This is a genomic window from Streptomyces sp. NPDC058470 (assembly GCF_042721055.1).
In the GTDB taxonomy this organism is placed as follows: Bacteria; Actinomycetota; Actinomycetes; order Streptomycetales; family Streptomycetaceae; genus Streptomyces.
In genome coordinates this window covers 47,950-63,414 of the sequence record NZ_JBHXMF010000037.1, presented here as the reverse complement: position 1 = coordinate 63,414, position 15,465 = coordinate 47,950, and the positions used below count along the sequence as shown (strand labels likewise).

The following is a 15,465-nucleotide window of genomic DNA, read 5'->3' as shown; positions in this document are numbered from 1 at the left end:
AGCGGGAGAAGGTGGGTCAGACTGTGGCGGCCTGCTCGGCTCGGGCTCTGGTCTGGGCGAGGCGGTAGGAGTCTGTGCCGGTCTCGATGATGGCCGCGTCGAAGGTGAGCCGGTCGACGATGGCCGTGCAGAGCCTCGGATCAGTGAACGTCTTCGTCCAGCCGCCGAAGCTCTCGTTGGACGCGATGGCGACGCTGTTCTTCTCCTCGCGTTCGGTCAGGACCTGGAACAGCGGCTCGGCGCCCCTGCGGTCAAGCTCCATATAGCCTAATTCGTCGATGCAGAGGAGATCGACGCGTCCGTAGCGGGCGATCGTCTTGGTCAGCAGCCGCTCGTCGGCCGCCTCGACGAGCTCGTTCACCAGCTTGGTGGCGAGGGTGTAGCGGACGCGGTAGCCCTTCATCGCGGCCTCCGTGCCCAGCGCGATCAGCAGATGCGATTTGCCGGTGCCCGAGTCGCCGATCAGGCAGAGAGGCTGCCCCTTCCTGACCCACTCGCAGGTCGCGAGCGTGTTGATTGTGGCGGCGTCGACATTGGGGTTCGCGTCGAAATCGAACGCCCGCAGTGACTTCTCACGTGGAAAGGCCGCGGCCTTGATCCGCCGTTCCGAGCGGCGGCGGGCCCGGTCGTCGCACTCGGCCAGCAGCAGTTCGGCGAGGAAACCCTTGTAGGACATCTGATCGCGCTTCGCGGCCTCGGCGAGGTCGGGGAACTGGCCCCGGATGGTGGGCAGCCGCAGCATCCGGCATGCCTGGTCGATGGCAGTGTCGGCGGCTTGTTCGGTCAGGCCGTGGCGGCGTTGGGCACTCATGTCGCTTCTGCCTCGGTGGCAGGGGCACCGCCTGGGCGGCGGTGTCGTAACAACTGGTCGTAGGGGGCCACCGAGGGCGGCGGCCGAGTGTCGGCCGGCAGATGCGCCATCCGCCAGTCGGACAGGAAGGTGACCGTCGCCCGCTGCCGCCCAGGCGGCTCTGGCAAAGCAACATGGGCGGGAGCGGAGGCCGCCAGTTCGTCGGCTTCAGCGGCCTTGCGGGCCTCCAGGGCGACCGCGTCCGCGGTCAACGCGCCCGCCCGCAGAGCCGTCGCCAGCCCGGCGACGATGTGTTCGTGGCTCATGTGCCGGCCCAGCAGCAGGACCTCGATCAGGGCCCTGGTGCCGTCCTTGTCGCCGTGGGCCGCCCGGGCGGCCGTCCACCAGTCGTCATGGACCGGCGTGAACTTGCCCGCGGACTTGGCCTGTTCGAGGGCGGTGGCGCCGGGGAAGGCACCGGGCTTGCGGATCAGCGCCTCCAGATAGTGGTCCAGCTCCAGGCGCGAGCCGGCCTTCGTGCTCAGCCGCTCGTGGCGGGCGACCTCCTGGCCCCGGTCGTAGACGATGAGGTGGTTGGCGTGCAGCATCACCCGCACCGTCCGGCCGATCAGCCGGACCGGAACCGAGTAGCGGTTGGTCTGGACGGCGATCTGGCTGTAGCGGTCGACCCGCGGCGTGAAGAGCCGCCCCGTCTCGAACACCTCGGTCGGCAACGGCTTGAGCAACGGCGCCTCGACGGCGAAATACTCGCCCACCGTCCTGGCCCGCGAGCGGATCCTGCGGCCCTCGTCCTGAAGGTCCCACCGGTCGACCATCTCGTTGAGCTCGGCCAGCGAGGCGACCTCGGGAACGGGGACGAAGTGGTTGCGCCGGAAGTACCCGATCTGCCCCTCGACACCACCTTTTTCGTGGGCGCCTTCGATTCCTGGCCTGCAGTAGAAGCTCTCGATGCCCCAGTGCGTGCGAAACGCGGTCCACCGCTCGCTCTCCTGGCGGCGCCGGGCAAACCCGAGCACCTGGGCGACCGCGGCCTTCAGGTTGTCGTAGCGGACCTTGCCGCGCGGGGCGCCGCCCAGCACGGACAGCGCGTGAACGTGGCCCTCGAAGAACGCCTCCTGGCCGCAGGACGCGAACGGGTCGGTGGACCGCCTTGCCCGAGTACGACAGCCGGAAAGAGAACAGATAGCAGCGGGTCACCACGCCGGCGAGCACGATGTGCACGTCCCCGAAGTCCACCTCCGCCTCGGTGCCCGGCAAATGGGTCTGCGGCACGAACACCTCCGACGGCCCCCGCCCCGCCTCCTGACGGATCTCCCCACGACGCGTGGCGATGTAGCCACGGACCATCTGATACGAGATCCCCATCGCCGCGTACTCGTCCAGCAGCCGGTCGAAAACCCGCTTGGAGGTGTGCCGCTGCTTCGGCGGCGCGTCCAGATCCCTGCGGAGCATCTCGTCGATCAGCGGCTTGTAGGGATCCAGCCTGGCCGGACGCGGGGGCAGCTTCTTCCGCGGCTCAGGCCAGACCAGGTCCAATGCCTTGCGGACCGTCTGCCAGGTCACCCCGTACTTGCGCTGCAGAGCGCGCATCGACATCCCGGCGCGGTAGTCCCGGCGGATCGCCGCGTACAGATCGGCCTTGGATTTCGACAGGCGCATCGGTGCCCCCAACGGGAGAAGCACAGCCATCGTCCCACCGCAAGGCCCCAACTGCCCCTAAACACAGCGACATCGCTTTTGCCGGAACAACGGTGACATCCGCGCTCAACGACAAACGACACTACGACTCACCGACAGAGCCAGTTGGCCAACCGATTACAACCTGCCTTCTGTCATGCAGGCGTCGGACACTACTTCTGAGAGGTCGTTAACTCCGCTTCTCGTAGTGGCCTCGTCAGGGTTGGGTGAGGAAGCCTTGGCGGGCGAGGCGGCTGTGGGTGACGTTCATGTCTGGGTTGTCGGTGGGCAGGCCGAGTAGTCGTGCCGTGCATGATCTGCTGGTAGGCGGTGCCTTGGTCGTGAGGATCGGACCGGGATCGGATATTCGGTGTCTGCTCGCCCCATGAGGACACAAGATGGTGCGCATGACTTTGGCCACCCCCCTACTGCACACCGCTCGCCTGCGGCTGCGCCCCTTCACCGACGCTGACGCGGACCGCCTCTTCGCGCTGCACAGCAGCACCTACGTGATGCGCTACTGGGACTCCCCGCCGTGGAACGAACGGGCCCGCGCCGAGCGCTTCATCGCGATGTGCCGGAAGATGGCGGACGAAGACACCGGGGCGCGGGTGGCCATCGACCGTGCTTCTGACGGGGCCTTTGTCGGCTGGTGCGGTCTGACCGGATGGAACCCGGACTACCGCAGCGCGTCGTTGGGCTACGTCCTCGACGAAGCGATGTGGGGCCACGGCTACGCGACGGAGGCCGCGCACGCCTTGCTGCAGTGGGCATTCGACAGCCTGGACCTGAATCGAGTTCAGGCCGAGACCGATACGCGCAACGTGGCATCTGCCCGGGTCCTGGAGAAGATCGGATTCGTGCGTGAAGGGACGTTGCGGGAAGACTGCGTCGTGAACGGCGAGGTGTCCGACTCGTGGGTGTTCGGGTTGATCAGGCGAGAGTGGCGGCCGGCGGCCGTGCCGATACCAGCCCGCGAAGAGCGGCTTTAAGTCCGTTTCTGGTAGCGGCCGCGTACAGGTTGAGTGAGGAAGCCTTGACGGGTGAGGCGTCCAAGGCGGCTGCGGGTGACGTTCATGGCCGGGTCGTCGGGGGCATCGCGCGTTCGGCGGATCAGTAGCGGTGGCCGGGCCAGTGCGGGTCCTCCCAGCGGTCAAGACCGGTGACCCCGAGCAGCCGTATCCGGTGCAGCAGTTCTTCGGGTACGCCGAAGGCACGTAACCGGGTTGGAGCATGGCGGACCAGCCAGACAGTCAGCTCGGCGCGCATCTCTTCCCCGTTCTCCCCGGCGTCCCAGGGCAGTTGGTCACCGAGCAGGTCGTACTCCCACTGTGTCGCCGCTTCGGCCAGGTGCTGGTCGACTGCAGGTCCGGTCAGTGCTTCCGAGGTGTGGAGCCACGGGCTCAGCGCATCCGATGCCTTGGCGCTCAGTATGAGGACCTCGTGCGCGGGTACGGCGGGATCCGGGTCGGTGAGCTCGGCGTGTTCCGACGTCGTGCACTCGCCCTCTGTGCTCGCGCGGCAGAGGACGGGCGGGGACGGGGTGACCCTCGTCCTGCCCGCCCTCCGGCGCCGAGCTGCCCTTTCAACTAACCCTTATTCAGGGATAGTTGACAAGGTTGGCGACATTGCTCGACGAGTTCGAGGGGCCTCCTGTGTCATTGATGACGTGCTGGATCGTGCCGGTGCCTCCGAGCGAGACGGTGACCATGTCGTGGAACATCACCCCGGCCGTCTGCGGCACCTCGAAGGCATGTTCGGCGGCTACGGAGTTGTTGGCACTGAAGAAGCAGTAGCTGCCGAGTCCCCATGCCTCGTGGTGCTGAACGGAGTCGGCGACCTTGTAGGCGGCGTATCCCTGGGTCGAGCCGTTCATCCAGGCGTCCTGGTTGGGTGGGTCGTAGGGCATTTCGTTCTGGTAGAAGTACGTGCGGCCGTTCTCGCCGTTCCAGATGGTCTGGTTCTTCTGGTAGTGCTCGACGAACAGGCCGTACATGGTGACGTCGTCGCCGTTGACGACCAGTCCGGTGTCGGCCGTGTTGGTGTCCCAGCCGACACCGTCGCCGTGGTCGGCCCGCCAGATCCACAGGTGGTCGCCGATCACATCGGAGCTGTTGACCACCAGGCTCTGCGACGCCTTGCCCACGGCGGCGCCGCCCACGCGGAAGTACACGTCGTGCAAGGACGTCGGATCGGCGGAGTGTGAGGCGGACGCCCCCTGCGGGCCGACCTCCATCAGTGTGGCGGAGTTCTGCGTGCCCGCGTCGACGAGCAGACCGGCGAGATTGACGCCGTCGACGTCGGCCACGGACATCGCCGTAACTCCGTTGTCGGGTATGAGGGTTGCCAGGCCCAGACCGAGGACGACGGTGTCGGGCTTCGTCACCTTCAGCGTCTCGTCGAGATGGTAGACGCCCGGGGTGATCAGGAGGTGCTTGCCCGCGTCCAGCGCCGCGTTCATTTCGGCGGCCGTCGCGCCCGGCTTGGCGATGAAGAAGTCGTCCAGCGTGATCGACGTACCCTCGGGGGGGCCGGACGACCAGGACGTGCCGCTGGAGTCCTTGCGCAGCGCGGGCACGAACACCTTGTAGGCGCCCTGGTCGTCGATGTACAGGAACGGCTTCTCCCGGGAGACGGGTGTCTGGTCGACCGTGGTGTACGGCGGGCTGGGGAAGGTGCCCGCGGGGGCGTTCTGGTCGCCGACGAACACCATGTTCCAGTTGGAGCCGCTCCAACTGCCCCACTCGGAGTTGCGGGACATCCACTGCTGCTGCGAGCCGGACTTGACCTGTCCGTCGACCTTGGTGTCGGCGAGCAGACCACCGCTGGACCAGCCGCCGTCGTCGAGCTGCAGGTCACCCTTCAGGTGTATGCGGCGGTACGGGGCTGCCTGCGAGACCGCCCAGCGGTCCGCGCCGCCCGTGGGGTTGACGGCGAGGTTCTCCGCCGATCGCCAGAAGTTCTGGGTGGCGTTGCCCTGGAACCAGTCGGCCTCCGCGTGCACAGCGCCGTTGATGGTGACGTCGTCGGGGGACAGGCCGAGCCCCGCGACCTGGGTGTAGAAGCCGACGTTGGCGTCGACGTCGTACGAGCCGGGCTTGAAGAGCAGCGCCTGCCGGGCCTCGCCGAACTGGTTGGTCTCCTGCTGGCTGAAGACCGAGTCGAGCTTGCCCTGGATGTCGCTGCTGGACATCGACGGGTCGAAGATCTGGACGTTGGGGCCGAGGTCGGGCTCGGCCGCCGCCGCACCGGCGCTCTGCAGAGCGAATGCCGCGGTGCCCGCCCCCGCGAGGACGGCCAGGGCGAGGGCGAAATGTGCGGTGTGCCGACTTCTGCGGTGTCCGGTGCGGGGCTCGCGGTTCCTTCGGAAGATCATCGTCGTAGTCCCCCTCATCCCGTGAACCGGGCGAAGATGTCGGTGAACTGCCAGGGGTCCTGGGCGGCTCCGGAACAGGTGTCGTCGTTCGGGTAGGCACCCGGGCACGGACGGTCCCGGTTGACGGACCAGAAGGCGAGCCGTGCCAGGTGGTGTTCGGAGGCGTAGGAGAGGATCGTCTCGAAGTCGCCTGTGCTGACGGTCTCGTTGACGTCGGTGATGCCGTTCATCGAGGAGAGGCCGCTGTGCCGGTAGGCGGCGTCGTCGCTGTAGCCGTAGGCGGTCTTGACGGCGTTCTTGAGTCCGTCGGTGGCCTGGATGGTCAGGCTGCCCATGTCCTGCCCGGCGCCGCCGAAGTCGAACGGCATGATCGTCCAACCGTCCACTTCCAGACCTGAGCCGGCGGCGAGCTGGATCATGCCGTCGTCGGGGCCGCTCTGATTGCTGGGGAAGGTGACGTAGGTGAGGAACCCCGGGTTGTCGGCCTTGACCTGCTTCAAGGCGTCGATGGTCTTCTGCTGGATGGCCGGATCGTTGTAGGCGTCGCCCTCGATGTCGATGTCGATCGCCTTGAGGCCGTAGGCGTCGATCACCTTCTGGTAGGCGCCCGCCAGCGCCGTGGCGTCGGCGCAGGACTGTTCCAGCTTGGCGCCGCTCGCACCGCCGAACGACGGGACGACGTCACCGCCCTTGGCGCGGATCGCGTTCACGGTCTGTTCGTCGACTCCGCCGGTGAGGGGGCGGCTGCCGTCCCACTGCGGGGAGCAGCCGCCGGCGTCGAGGACGAAGGCGAGCGTGAACCAGCTGACGCCCGTGGCGTCCATGACCTCGGCAGGGTCGGGGGGGCTGCCCCAGCCGTTGTAGAGGTAGGGGGCGACCGCGGCGGGGGCCGCAGCGGCTGCTGGGCTCCCGTCTGTGCCGTCGGCCCAGGCGGCCGCGGTCATGCCGGTCGCGGATGCCGCGACCGCCACGGCGAGCGCCGTCCACCGACCGCGGTGGCGCATACGGTGACGTGGGGTGTCCGTATGTCCGTCCGGGCGGTGAATTAGCAGATGCTTACGGTGATTCATGTGGGGGGATGCCTTCCTGAAACGCGGGCGGGCCCAGGCGGCGTGTGCCAGTCGGCCTTGCGCCGCCGCAGCACGCACCTGCAGCTTCCGGCCGGAAGGACGCGGCCGGTCTCAGGACGCTATGTTTCGGGACTTGAAGGCGTTCAGTCAATAGGTCTGCACCATTGAACATCACTGTGGCTCAAGGGAGTTGGATATCTTCAGAGAGTGAAGGAATGGGGTTGTCGAGACGGGTGCTTGTGCTCGATTCGTGAAGGCGGGACCGCTCTCGGCATCCAGGTCCAGGGCAGGGAGATGCTCCTGCCGGACGGTCATGCCGAGCGGCTTCAACTCCCTTGGCGGGCACGGGAGAAGCTGCGCCGGAATTTGCTGATCATTGCAGTTCCGGTGCCCTTCCTCGGAAGGCTGGATGCCCGCAGGCAGAGGGCGTCGTCCGGGAACGAGGCGAACAGGGCGGGCCGTCATGCGGATCGGCTTCTGACCGTCGCCCGTACGAGACGTTGGGGAATTCACACCACGAGGAGCGTCAACTCATCTGCGGAAACGTTCAGTTGGTGGATGAGCCCGTCGTCGGGCGCTTCCATGCGGCCGGCCGTCCCGCACACCGCGAGCGCGGCGGCCAGCCGTCCGTTCGCGGCGCTGTGGACCGGGCGAACCAGACACGCCTGGTGCGGGCCCAGCGCGAAGCGGCGCACGGCCGCTCCGTCGTCGCGTATGCGCGCCAGCTCCCTCAGCAGCCCGCCGTCGGCCGGCGGATGGTCCGGGTCCGGGTCGGTGAGGTGGACCAGGCCATCCGTGAGACCTGCCAGGTGGACGCCGAAGCGCACCCGTTCCCGCAGCCGGGCGACCACGGCATGCGCGGCGGCGGGGACTTCGGGTACCGGGCGGGGCGGGGCCAGGTTTGAGACCCTGCGGCCCAGCGCGAAGCCCCGTAGATCCGGCATCCGCACCAAGTACTCTTCCTCCACGAGCACATTCAGCAGCCGGTACGTCGTGGCGGGTGCGAGTCGCAGCCCCGCCGAGATCTCCTTCGCGGTGACTCCGGGCCCGGCCCGTGCCACCTGCTGGAGCACCGAAAGCGCGTTGCGTACGGCGCGGGGTTGGCGGCCGCTGAGTGGCAGCGCCTCTGCGCTCACCGCGGCGGCTCGGGGAACACGTCGGCGGCGCTCGTCTCGTCGTAGACGCCGATCGCCCCGACGCTCGCCGGATCGCGTCTGCTCATCCACAGGAACCAGGCCGTGCCCGCCGCCATCAGCGCCACGAAGAGCGAGGGGATGAGGGCACCGCCGGTCGCCGCATGGGCGAGCAGGACGGCGAGCAGCGACGGCACGCTTAGCACCGCGACGGCCACCGGACCGTGGGTCAGCTCGCCGATGCGGTACAGGAAGACAGGGGCGGCCAGGCACACCAGGGCGTACGCGGTGAGGAACCCGTACACACAGAGGTTCACCAGGCGCGCGAACAGCACCTGCGGCGCCGTCCCCGCCGCGATCAGCGCCAGCGGGACGAGGACAAGTACCGGAAGCACCAGGGCAATGGCGATGTGCGGGGTGTGATGGGTGGGGTGGGTACGCCCCAGCCGGTGCGGGGTCATCCGTTCGCGTCCCATCGAGAACAGCAGCCGCACCAGCGCGGTGCCCGACGCCAGGGCGCAGGCGAAGAAGGAGAGGGAGACGCCCAGATCGAGCAGGGCGGGCAGCCGGACCGAGGTGTGCCCGGCTGTGGGGAGGACCTGGGCGTAGACGGCGAGCAGGAACAGCGCGGCGGAGCAGACAACGGTCCATCGCACTGCCCGCCCCACCGTCAGGAAGGGCCGCCGGGTCTCGGCGCCGAGCGCCGCGGCGCTCTCGAAGCCGATGAACGCGGCGAAGGCGGGCAGCGCACCGGCCATCACCGGACCGAGCGCGGAGGTCGGCGGGGTGAGCTGCCGCATGTCGGGACGGGCGCCGTGCCGCACCAGCAGTACCACGAAGAACGTCAGCGCCAGGACGATCGACGCCGCCTCCAGGCAGAGCGTCAGCCCGGCGGACAGCCGCACCCCCCGGAGGAGGAAGTACGCGACGAGAGTCCCCGTTGCCAACACCACCGCCGCCACTATGAGTTGGGGTGGCCCGAGTGACAAGTCCAGACGGGCCAGGAACTGTTGTGCGTACAGGCCCGAGCCGGTCAGTGCGCCCATGGCAAGGACCCCGTACCCGATCAGAAGCGCACAACCGCAGCAGAACGCGGCGGCCGGGCCGAGCCCCTTGGCGGTGAAGGAGTAGAGGGCGCCCGGCGCGGCCATCCGGCGCGAGAAGGTCCGTACGCAGGCGGCCACCAGCAGCGCAAGAACCGTCGCCAGTGCCACCGACCACACGGCGAAGACCCCTGTGTCCGCCCTGACCAGGCCTGGCGTGGTGGCCATCGCGGCGGTCGGCGCGACGGCGGAGACAGATTGGGCGAGCACCGGCAGCGGGCCGAGGGAACGCCGGTCGAGGCCGCCGACGGGGGAGTGGCCGCGCAGGAGGGGAGGAGGAGCCGTGCTCCGGACGCTCATCAACCGCCCCTTCCGTACCCGTGGTGCCGAACCGCACGGTAGGACCGTTCTGTTTCGGCCGGATGAGCGGCAGATCGCCGGGACGTGTTCCGGAACGGGAAAGCGGGCGCGGGGCTCTCCCGTTCGGCGCGACGGGGGCTTTCACCGACGCGTGACGGCTCGGCAATGCGCGCTGTTGAGACTGCGGCACAGGCCGCTTGCGGCAACCGCGATCGCAGAGGAGCCCGCGATGACCAGCACGGCGAGCCCGCCCACCACGACCGCACCGCCCGCCCTCCGTGGCTCTCTCGGCACGGCTTCCATCGTGCTGATGGTTCTTGCTGCCGCCGCCCCGCTCTCCGTCGTCGGTGGCAGCGTTCCGCTCGGCATCGCTCTCGGTAATGGCGCCGCCTTCCCCGCCGCCTTCGTCGTCTGCTGCGTGGTCCTGCTGCTCTTCGCGGTCGGCTTCTGCGCGATGGCGCGGTACGTCAAGGAAGCGGGAGCGTTCTACGCGTACGTCGACAAGGGCCTCGGCCGACGCGTGGGGCTCGGGTCCGCCTACCTCGCGCTGGTCACGTACACCGCGATCCAGGCGGCGGTGTACGGGTACATCGGGGTGACGCTCGACAGCCTCGTCCAGTCGTACGGCGGGCCTCATCTGCCCTGGTGGACCTGGGCCGGAGCGGTCGCAGTGGTGGTCGGTGTGCTCGGCTGCCGCCAGGTGGACCTCAGTGGGAAGGTCCTCGGCGTGCTGATGGTCGGCGAGGTCGGTATCGTCCTCGTGCTCAACGCGGCGGTCCTGGTGCGCGGTGGGGACCACGGCCTGTCCACCGCACTGGTCAGCCCCGACCGGCTTACCTCGGGAGCGCCCGGACTCGCCGTCACCTTCGCCATCGCCGGTTTCCTGGGCTTCGAGGCCACCGCCGTCTTCCGCGACGAGGCCCGCGACCCGGACCGCACCATCCCGCGCGCCACCTATCTTGCCCTCGTCCTCGTCGGAGCCTTCTACGCGCTCTCCAGCTGGGCGCTGATCTCCGCCTGGGGAGACGAGGAGGCCGTCGCCGAGGCGGGACGCGATCCGGAGAACATGCTGATGGCCACCGTGCACCGCTACCTCGGCTCGTCCGCCGAACACCTCGCCCAAGTGCTCTTCGTGACCAGCCTGTTCGCCTGCATCCTCTCCTTCCACCATGTGATCGCCCGCTATGTGCACTCGCTCGCCGACCGCGGCGCGCTGCCCGCTCGCCTCGGCCGTGCCCACGCCCGCCACCACTCGCCGCACGTGGCGTCCCTGGCCCAGTCGGCAAGCGCGGCCGTGCTGATCGCGGTGTTCGCCCTCGCAGGGCTGGACCCGATCACCGAGGTCTTCACCTGGATGGGCGGCCTCGCCAGCGCGGGCGTCGATGTGCTGATGCTGCTGACCTGCGCGGCCGTCCTGGTCTTCTTCCGGCGCTCCGCCGCCGACACCCGCCGCTGGCAGACGCTCTGGGCGCCGGCGCTCGGCGGCCTCGGACTGACCGTGCTGCTGGTGTTGACCGTACTCAACTTCCCTTTGTTGATTGGTGGGTCAGCAGCTTTCGCCACGCTGCTGCTCGGTCTGCTCCCCGTCGCTTTCGTCCTCGGCTGGGCCCGCAGGCACCGCGTGCCCGCGCCTGCCGAACTGCCCGCCTCCGCCTGATCCGCTGTTTCCGGGTCCCCGTTCGAGGAGTACGCACATGACGCCCACCCACCCCCTCGCGATGCTCACCGCCGAGGAGATACGCACGGCCCGCGCCGTACTGGAGGAGGCCGGACACCTCGGCGGCGACATACGTTTCGTCTTCGTCGGCCCCGAGGAGCCGGCCAAGGCCGAGCTGCTGGGGTTCGCCCCGGGTGGCCCCGTGGACCGGAGGCTGCGGGTGATGTTGCTCGACCGGGCGAACGGCGACTCGTACGACGTGACCGTTTCGGTGACCCGCGAGGCCGTCGACACCTTCGAGAAGATCGATACGTCTGTCGCCGGTCAACTTCCCATCCTGGACTCGGAGTTCGAGACCTGTCAGGAGATCCTCGACGCCGACGAGGGGTGGCGGGCGGCGCTCGCCCGGCGCGGGCTTGCCCCTGAGACCGTACGTGCGTGCCCGCTCTCGGCCGGCCACTACGGATACGAGGGCGAGGCGGGTCGGCGGATCGTCCGCAGCTTCGGCTTCCACCAGGACCATGAGCGGGACCACCCGTGGGCCCACCCCGTGGACGGTCTGGTGGCGTACGTCGACCTCACCGCGCGCACCGTCATCGAGATCATCGACCACGAACTCCTCGCCGTGCCGCGGGAGTCGGGGAACTTTCAGGACCCGGAGTACACCGGCCCCGCTCGCACCACCCTCAAGCCCATCGAGATCACCCAGCCCGAGGGCGCGTCCTTCACGGTCGAGGACGGGCTGCTGCGGTGGGAGAACTGGTCGCTGCGTATCGGCTTCAACGTCCGCGAGGGACTGACGCTTCACCAGATCTCTTTCTACGACAGGGAGTTGGGGCGAGATCGCTCCGTGGTGCACCGTGCCTCGATCGCCGAGATGGTAGTCCCGTACGCCGACGCCTCACCCGTCCGGTTCTGGCAGAACTACTTCGACCAGGGCGAGTACCTCTTCGGCCGCTACACCAACTCCCTGGAGCTGGGCTGTGACTGTCTGGGCGAGATCCACTACACGGATGTGACCATCGCCGACGAGCTCGGCGAGCCCTCCGTCATCCGCAACGCGATCTGCATGCACGAGGAGGACTACGGGGTGCTGTGGAAGCACAGCGACATCTTCGCGGGTTCCAATGAGACCCGTCGCCAGCGCCGTATGGTCATCTCCTTCTTCACCACCGTCGGCAACTACGACTACGGCTTCTACTGGTACCTCTACCTGGACGGCACCATCGAGTGCGAGGCCAAGGCGACCGGCGTCGTCTTCACCTCCGGATACTCCGAGGAGGGAAGGGAGTTCGCCACCGAGATCGCCCCCGGCCTCGGCGCCCCCTTCCACCAGCACCTCTTCTCGGCCCGCCTTGACATGGCGGTCGACGGGCAGCGCAACGCGGTCGACGAGGTCGACGCCGTCCGTATCCCCATCAGCGAGAAGAACCCGTACGGCAACGCCTTCGCCCGCCAAGTCACCCGCCTCACCTCGGAGAGCCAGGCCCAGCGGCAGGCGGACGGCAGCAAGGGCCGGGTCTGGCACATCGTCAACCCCGACGTCACCAACCGCCTGGGCCAGCCGGTCGGTTACGCCCTCGTGCCCGAAGCCCTGCCCACCCTGCTCGCCGACGACTCGGCGTCCGTCACGCTGCGAGCGGCCTTCGCGACCAAGCACCTCTGGGTCACCCGGCATGCCGACGACGAGCGCTACCCGGCCGGTGACCTCGTCAACCAGCACCCGGGCGGCGCCGGTCTGCCGTCCTGGACGGCGGCCGACCGCAGCGTGGACGGCGAGGACATCGTGCTCTGGCACACCTTCGGGCTCACTCACTTCCCGCGCCCCGAGGACTGGCCCGTCATGCCCGTCGACTACACGGGCTTCAGGCTCAAGCCGGTCGGCTTCTTCGACCGCAATCCCACCCTGGACGTGCCGCGCAGCAGCAACGGACGCGGGCACGGCGAGGGGCCCGCGTGCCACTGAAAATTCTTCTGTCGCACGGAGACCACACCGTTCAGTCCAGCGTCATCACCATCTGCGAGCCCCACTCCTGGCGGCTGAGCTCGGTGAAGCCGACCGCCAGGTAGAAGGCGCGTGCCCCGGGGTTCCCGCTGCCCACGCCGAGGTGCAGCCCTGGTACGCCCCTGTCACGCAGGGCCGTGGTCAGCGTGCTCATCAGACGGCGGCCGAGTCCGCTGCCCTGGCCGCGGGGGAGGATGTCGATGTGCAGGTGCGCCGGGTGGCGGACGTACAGGTCGTCATGGTGCGGCCGTGTGCGCTGGAGATGGTCCACGCGGCGCCAGTCATGGGTGCCGTCCTCCGGGTCCACGGCGAGTGCGGAAGGGTAACGAGCGCGCAGACCGGGCCACCAGTTCTCTTCCTGCCACTCCTCGAAGGAGTACGTGTCGGCGGTGGCGACGACAAACCCGAGGGGGCCCAGCTCGTCGGTGGCGACAAAGGTGAGTGCGGGGTCTGCGGCCGGATAGGGCGCGGTGTAGATGTGACCGAGCAGATCGGGGTCCCGGTAGAGCGGTGTCGCGTCCCGTCCCGAGTCACCGGTACCGAGACACACCCGGTACATGCCGGGCAGGTCGGCCGGATGAAAAGGGCGTACGACGGCTGGACCGAAGGGGCGCACGGCAGCGGTCATCGGGCCGCCGCCGCGGCCAGCAGGAACCAGGCCGAATGCGGGATCCACTGTTCGGTCCAGCGCCAGCTGTTGCCGGTGTCCCTGTGATGGTCGGGCATGAATGCGATGTCGTGCTCGTCCTCGAATCCGGAGGTGATCCCGTTGAGGATGCCTCCGGGGACGTTGGGATAGTCCGGGTGGTATTCGACAGTGTTGCGCCCGATTCCCTTGATCATGGAGGAGTCGAAGGGGTTGAGGCCGGTCACCCAGTGCAGCTGGTCCTCCGCCAGGCGTAGCAGCCGGGGACGCAACTCGGTTGGGCAGTCGGGGAGTTCGGCAGCCAGTTGGGCCGCATAGGCCACCGAGCAGATGTTGGCGTTCTCGCCCTGCCACCAGTAGCCGGTCTCGTTGTCGTGCGGGTAGAAGAAGCTGGTGCGCGGGGCGGAATCCGTCGGCTGCACATACTGGCGTACACAGCCGAAGGGGTTGGCCACCTCGTCTGCGAGAGCGGCCGCGTCGCGCATCAGGGAGAGTGCGGTCCCGCGGGCGGTCGGGGCGAGCGGGGAGTCGGGGCAGAGGCCGGCGAAGCGTAGGAGGGCGACGGCCGGGAGGCCGGATTCAGCGGCGTGGAAGAACGGACGCCCTGTTACATCGCCCAGGAGGTAACCGAATCCGTGGCCCGAGTCGGTGTAGCGGTCGGTGAGAGCGGCGGCACGGCGCTCGGCGGCGGCCAGGACAACGGGATCGGGCTCCCCGACGCCGGCCCGCAGCAGCTCCACGGCTGCGAGCAGCGCGCAGTAGTCGTCGATGACGGACTCCTCGCCGTCGTACAGGTACTCCTTGTTGTGCCGCTCAAGATGCTCGAATCCCCGGCGGGCGGCGGTCAGGTACTCGGAGCTGTCGAAGTCGCCGTGGTCGTTCAGAGTGGCGGCGCGGGCCAGGGCGGCGATCGCCAGGCCGCCTCCCTGACGGTAGGCCGCCTGCCAGCGCTGGGTGCGCACGCACTCCTGGAGCGGGGCGTTGATGACGCGCTCGTCGAGGTCCTTGGTGAGGGCGTCGAAGATCGCGGTGTAGAAGTAGCCTTCCGGCGACTGGAAGCGGACCAGGAAGTCGGCTCCGAACAGCGCCTCGTCACGCAGGCGGTCGCCCAGTGCCCGGTGCAGGTGCGGGTGACGGTCCGCAAGAGTGTCGCTGACCTCCATGAACGCCCAGGCGCAGAAGGGGAGTTGCTGCGGGTTCATCATGCGGGTGTAGTTCAGATGGCTGAGGAACTTGCTGAAGTCTCCCGAGGCGTCGAGCCATCCGCCGCGCGCGTCGACCGTGCGGCCGGAGTCGTCCCCGTAGAAGCGGGTGTGGCGGTCCTTGCGGTCGATGGCGCCGCTGGAGCGCACCGAGCGGAAGTAGTACAGGACGTCCGAGAGCGTGCTCCGCTGGAGGAGGGCCGCGTCGACGCGGAAGTCGGCGGAGCGCTCGGTGCCGTACTCGATGCGGTACACGCCCGCTGTGCGCAGATCGGAGAAGTCGATCCGGCGGAAGGAGCCGACGGACCAGCGGTCGACGTGCTCCGCCGGACCGACCGGCAGTTGCCGCCGGGTGCCCTCGCCGACCAGTGTGGCCGTGGCGGCCAACTCACCTGTGTCCTGAGGGGAGTTGAGCATCACGATCGCGCTCTTGGAGGCGGCCGTGTTGTAGCCGATGTGGCTGACGAGGATCTTCGTCACCGGGG

The 15,465-nt window shown here is 68.6% G+C and carries 11 protein-coding genes and 1 pseudogene; 3 read left to right on the top strand and 9 right to left on the bottom strand.

Translation table 11 applies throughout. The features are described 5' to 3' along the window. Positions 1-16: 16 nt before the first annotated feature. Together istB and istA are read right to left on the bottom strand one after the other, a co-directional pair. Positions 17-811 (bottom strand): IS21-like element helper ATPase IstB, encoded by a 795-nt coding sequence (gene istB, locus ACFWP7_RS25985; RefSeq protein WP_384385420.1) that lies wholly within the window; start codon positions 809-811, stop codon positions 17-19. Next, positions 808-2,470, bottom strand: a pseudogene (istA, locus tag ACFWP7_RS25980) (IS21 family transposase). Before istA ends, istB begins: the two are co-directional and overlap by 4 nt. Positions 2,471-2,895: 425 nt before the next feature. Between istA and ACFWP7_RS25975 the strand changes: the two are divergent. After that, positions 2,896-3,480, top strand: a complete 585-nt coding sequence (locus ACFWP7_RS25975) for a GNAT family N-acetyltransferase (protein WP_384385500.1) — start codon at positions 2,896-2,898, stop codon at positions 3,478-3,480. Positions 3,481-3,601: 121 nt separating this feature from the next. Here the strand turns inward: ACFWP7_RS25975 and ACFWP7_RS25970 are convergent, their stop codons facing one another. The 5 genes from ACFWP7_RS25970 to ACFWP7_RS25950 form a co-directional block, all read right to left on the bottom strand. Further along, positions 3,602-3,757 carry a hypothetical protein gene (locus ACFWP7_RS25970; RefSeq protein WP_384385417.1) on the bottom strand — a complete coding sequence of 52 codons (156 nt, stop codon included), beginning with the start codon at positions 3,755-3,757 and terminating at the stop codon, positions 3,602-3,604. Positions 3,758-4,088: 331 nt separating this feature from the next. Beyond that, entirely contained in the window at positions 4,089-5,864 is a 1,776-nt protein-coding gene (locus tag ACFWP7_RS25965; protein WP_384385414.1) for a coagulation factor 5/8 type domain-containing protein, read from the bottom strand. 14 nt (positions 5,865-5,878) lie between these two features. Next, positions 5,879-6,868 (bottom strand): chitinase, encoded by a 990-nt coding sequence (locus ACFWP7_RS25960; protein ID WP_384385411.1) that lies wholly within the window; start codon positions 6,866-6,868, stop codon positions 5,879-5,881. Between the two features lie 575 nt (positions 6,869-7,443). Continuing rightward, positions 7,444-8,070, bottom strand: coding sequence for a helix-turn-helix domain-containing protein (locus ACFWP7_RS25955; RefSeq protein ID WP_384385408.1), 627 nt, complete (start codon positions 8,068-8,070; stop codon positions 7,444-7,446). After that, entirely contained in the window at positions 8,067-9,470 is a 1,404-nt protein-coding gene (locus ACFWP7_RS25950; protein WP_384385405.1) for an APC family permease, read from the bottom strand. The genes ACFWP7_RS25955 and ACFWP7_RS25950 overlap by 4 nt, the downstream gene beginning before the upstream one ends. Positions 9,471-9,699: 229 nt before the next feature. Between ACFWP7_RS25950 and ACFWP7_RS25945 the strand changes: the two genes are divergently transcribed. Both ACFWP7_RS25945 and ACFWP7_RS25940 read left to right on the top strand, forming a co-directional pair. Beyond that, positions 9,700-11,127 carry an APC family permease gene (locus ACFWP7_RS25945; RefSeq protein ID WP_384385401.1) on the top strand — a complete coding sequence of 476 codons (1,428 nt, stop codon included), beginning with the start codon at positions 9,700-9,702 and terminating at the stop codon, positions 11,125-11,127. Positions 11,128-11,164: 37 nt separating this feature from the next. Further along, positions 11,165-13,093 carry a primary-amine oxidase gene (locus ACFWP7_RS25940; protein WP_384385398.1) on the top strand — a complete coding sequence of 643 codons (1,929 nt, stop codon included), beginning with the start codon at positions 11,165-11,167 and terminating at the stop codon, positions 13,091-13,093. Positions 13,094-13,124: 31 nt separating this feature from the next. On the opposite strand, the gene ACFWP7_RS25935 is transcribed toward ACFWP7_RS25940, so the two are convergent. Next, positions 13,125-13,760 (bottom strand): GNAT family N-acetyltransferase, encoded by a 636-nt coding sequence (locus ACFWP7_RS25935; protein ID WP_384385395.1) that lies wholly within the window; start codon positions 13,758-13,760, stop codon positions 13,125-13,127. Continuing rightward, complete coding sequence (locus ACFWP7_RS25930; RefSeq protein ID WP_384385392.1) at positions 13,757-15,460, bottom strand: glycoside hydrolase family 9 protein; 1,704 nt, start codon at positions 15,458-15,460, stop codon at positions 13,757-13,759. The genes ACFWP7_RS25935 and ACFWP7_RS25930 overlap by 4 nt, the downstream gene beginning before the upstream one ends. Positions 15,461-15,465: the final 5 nt, after the last annotated feature.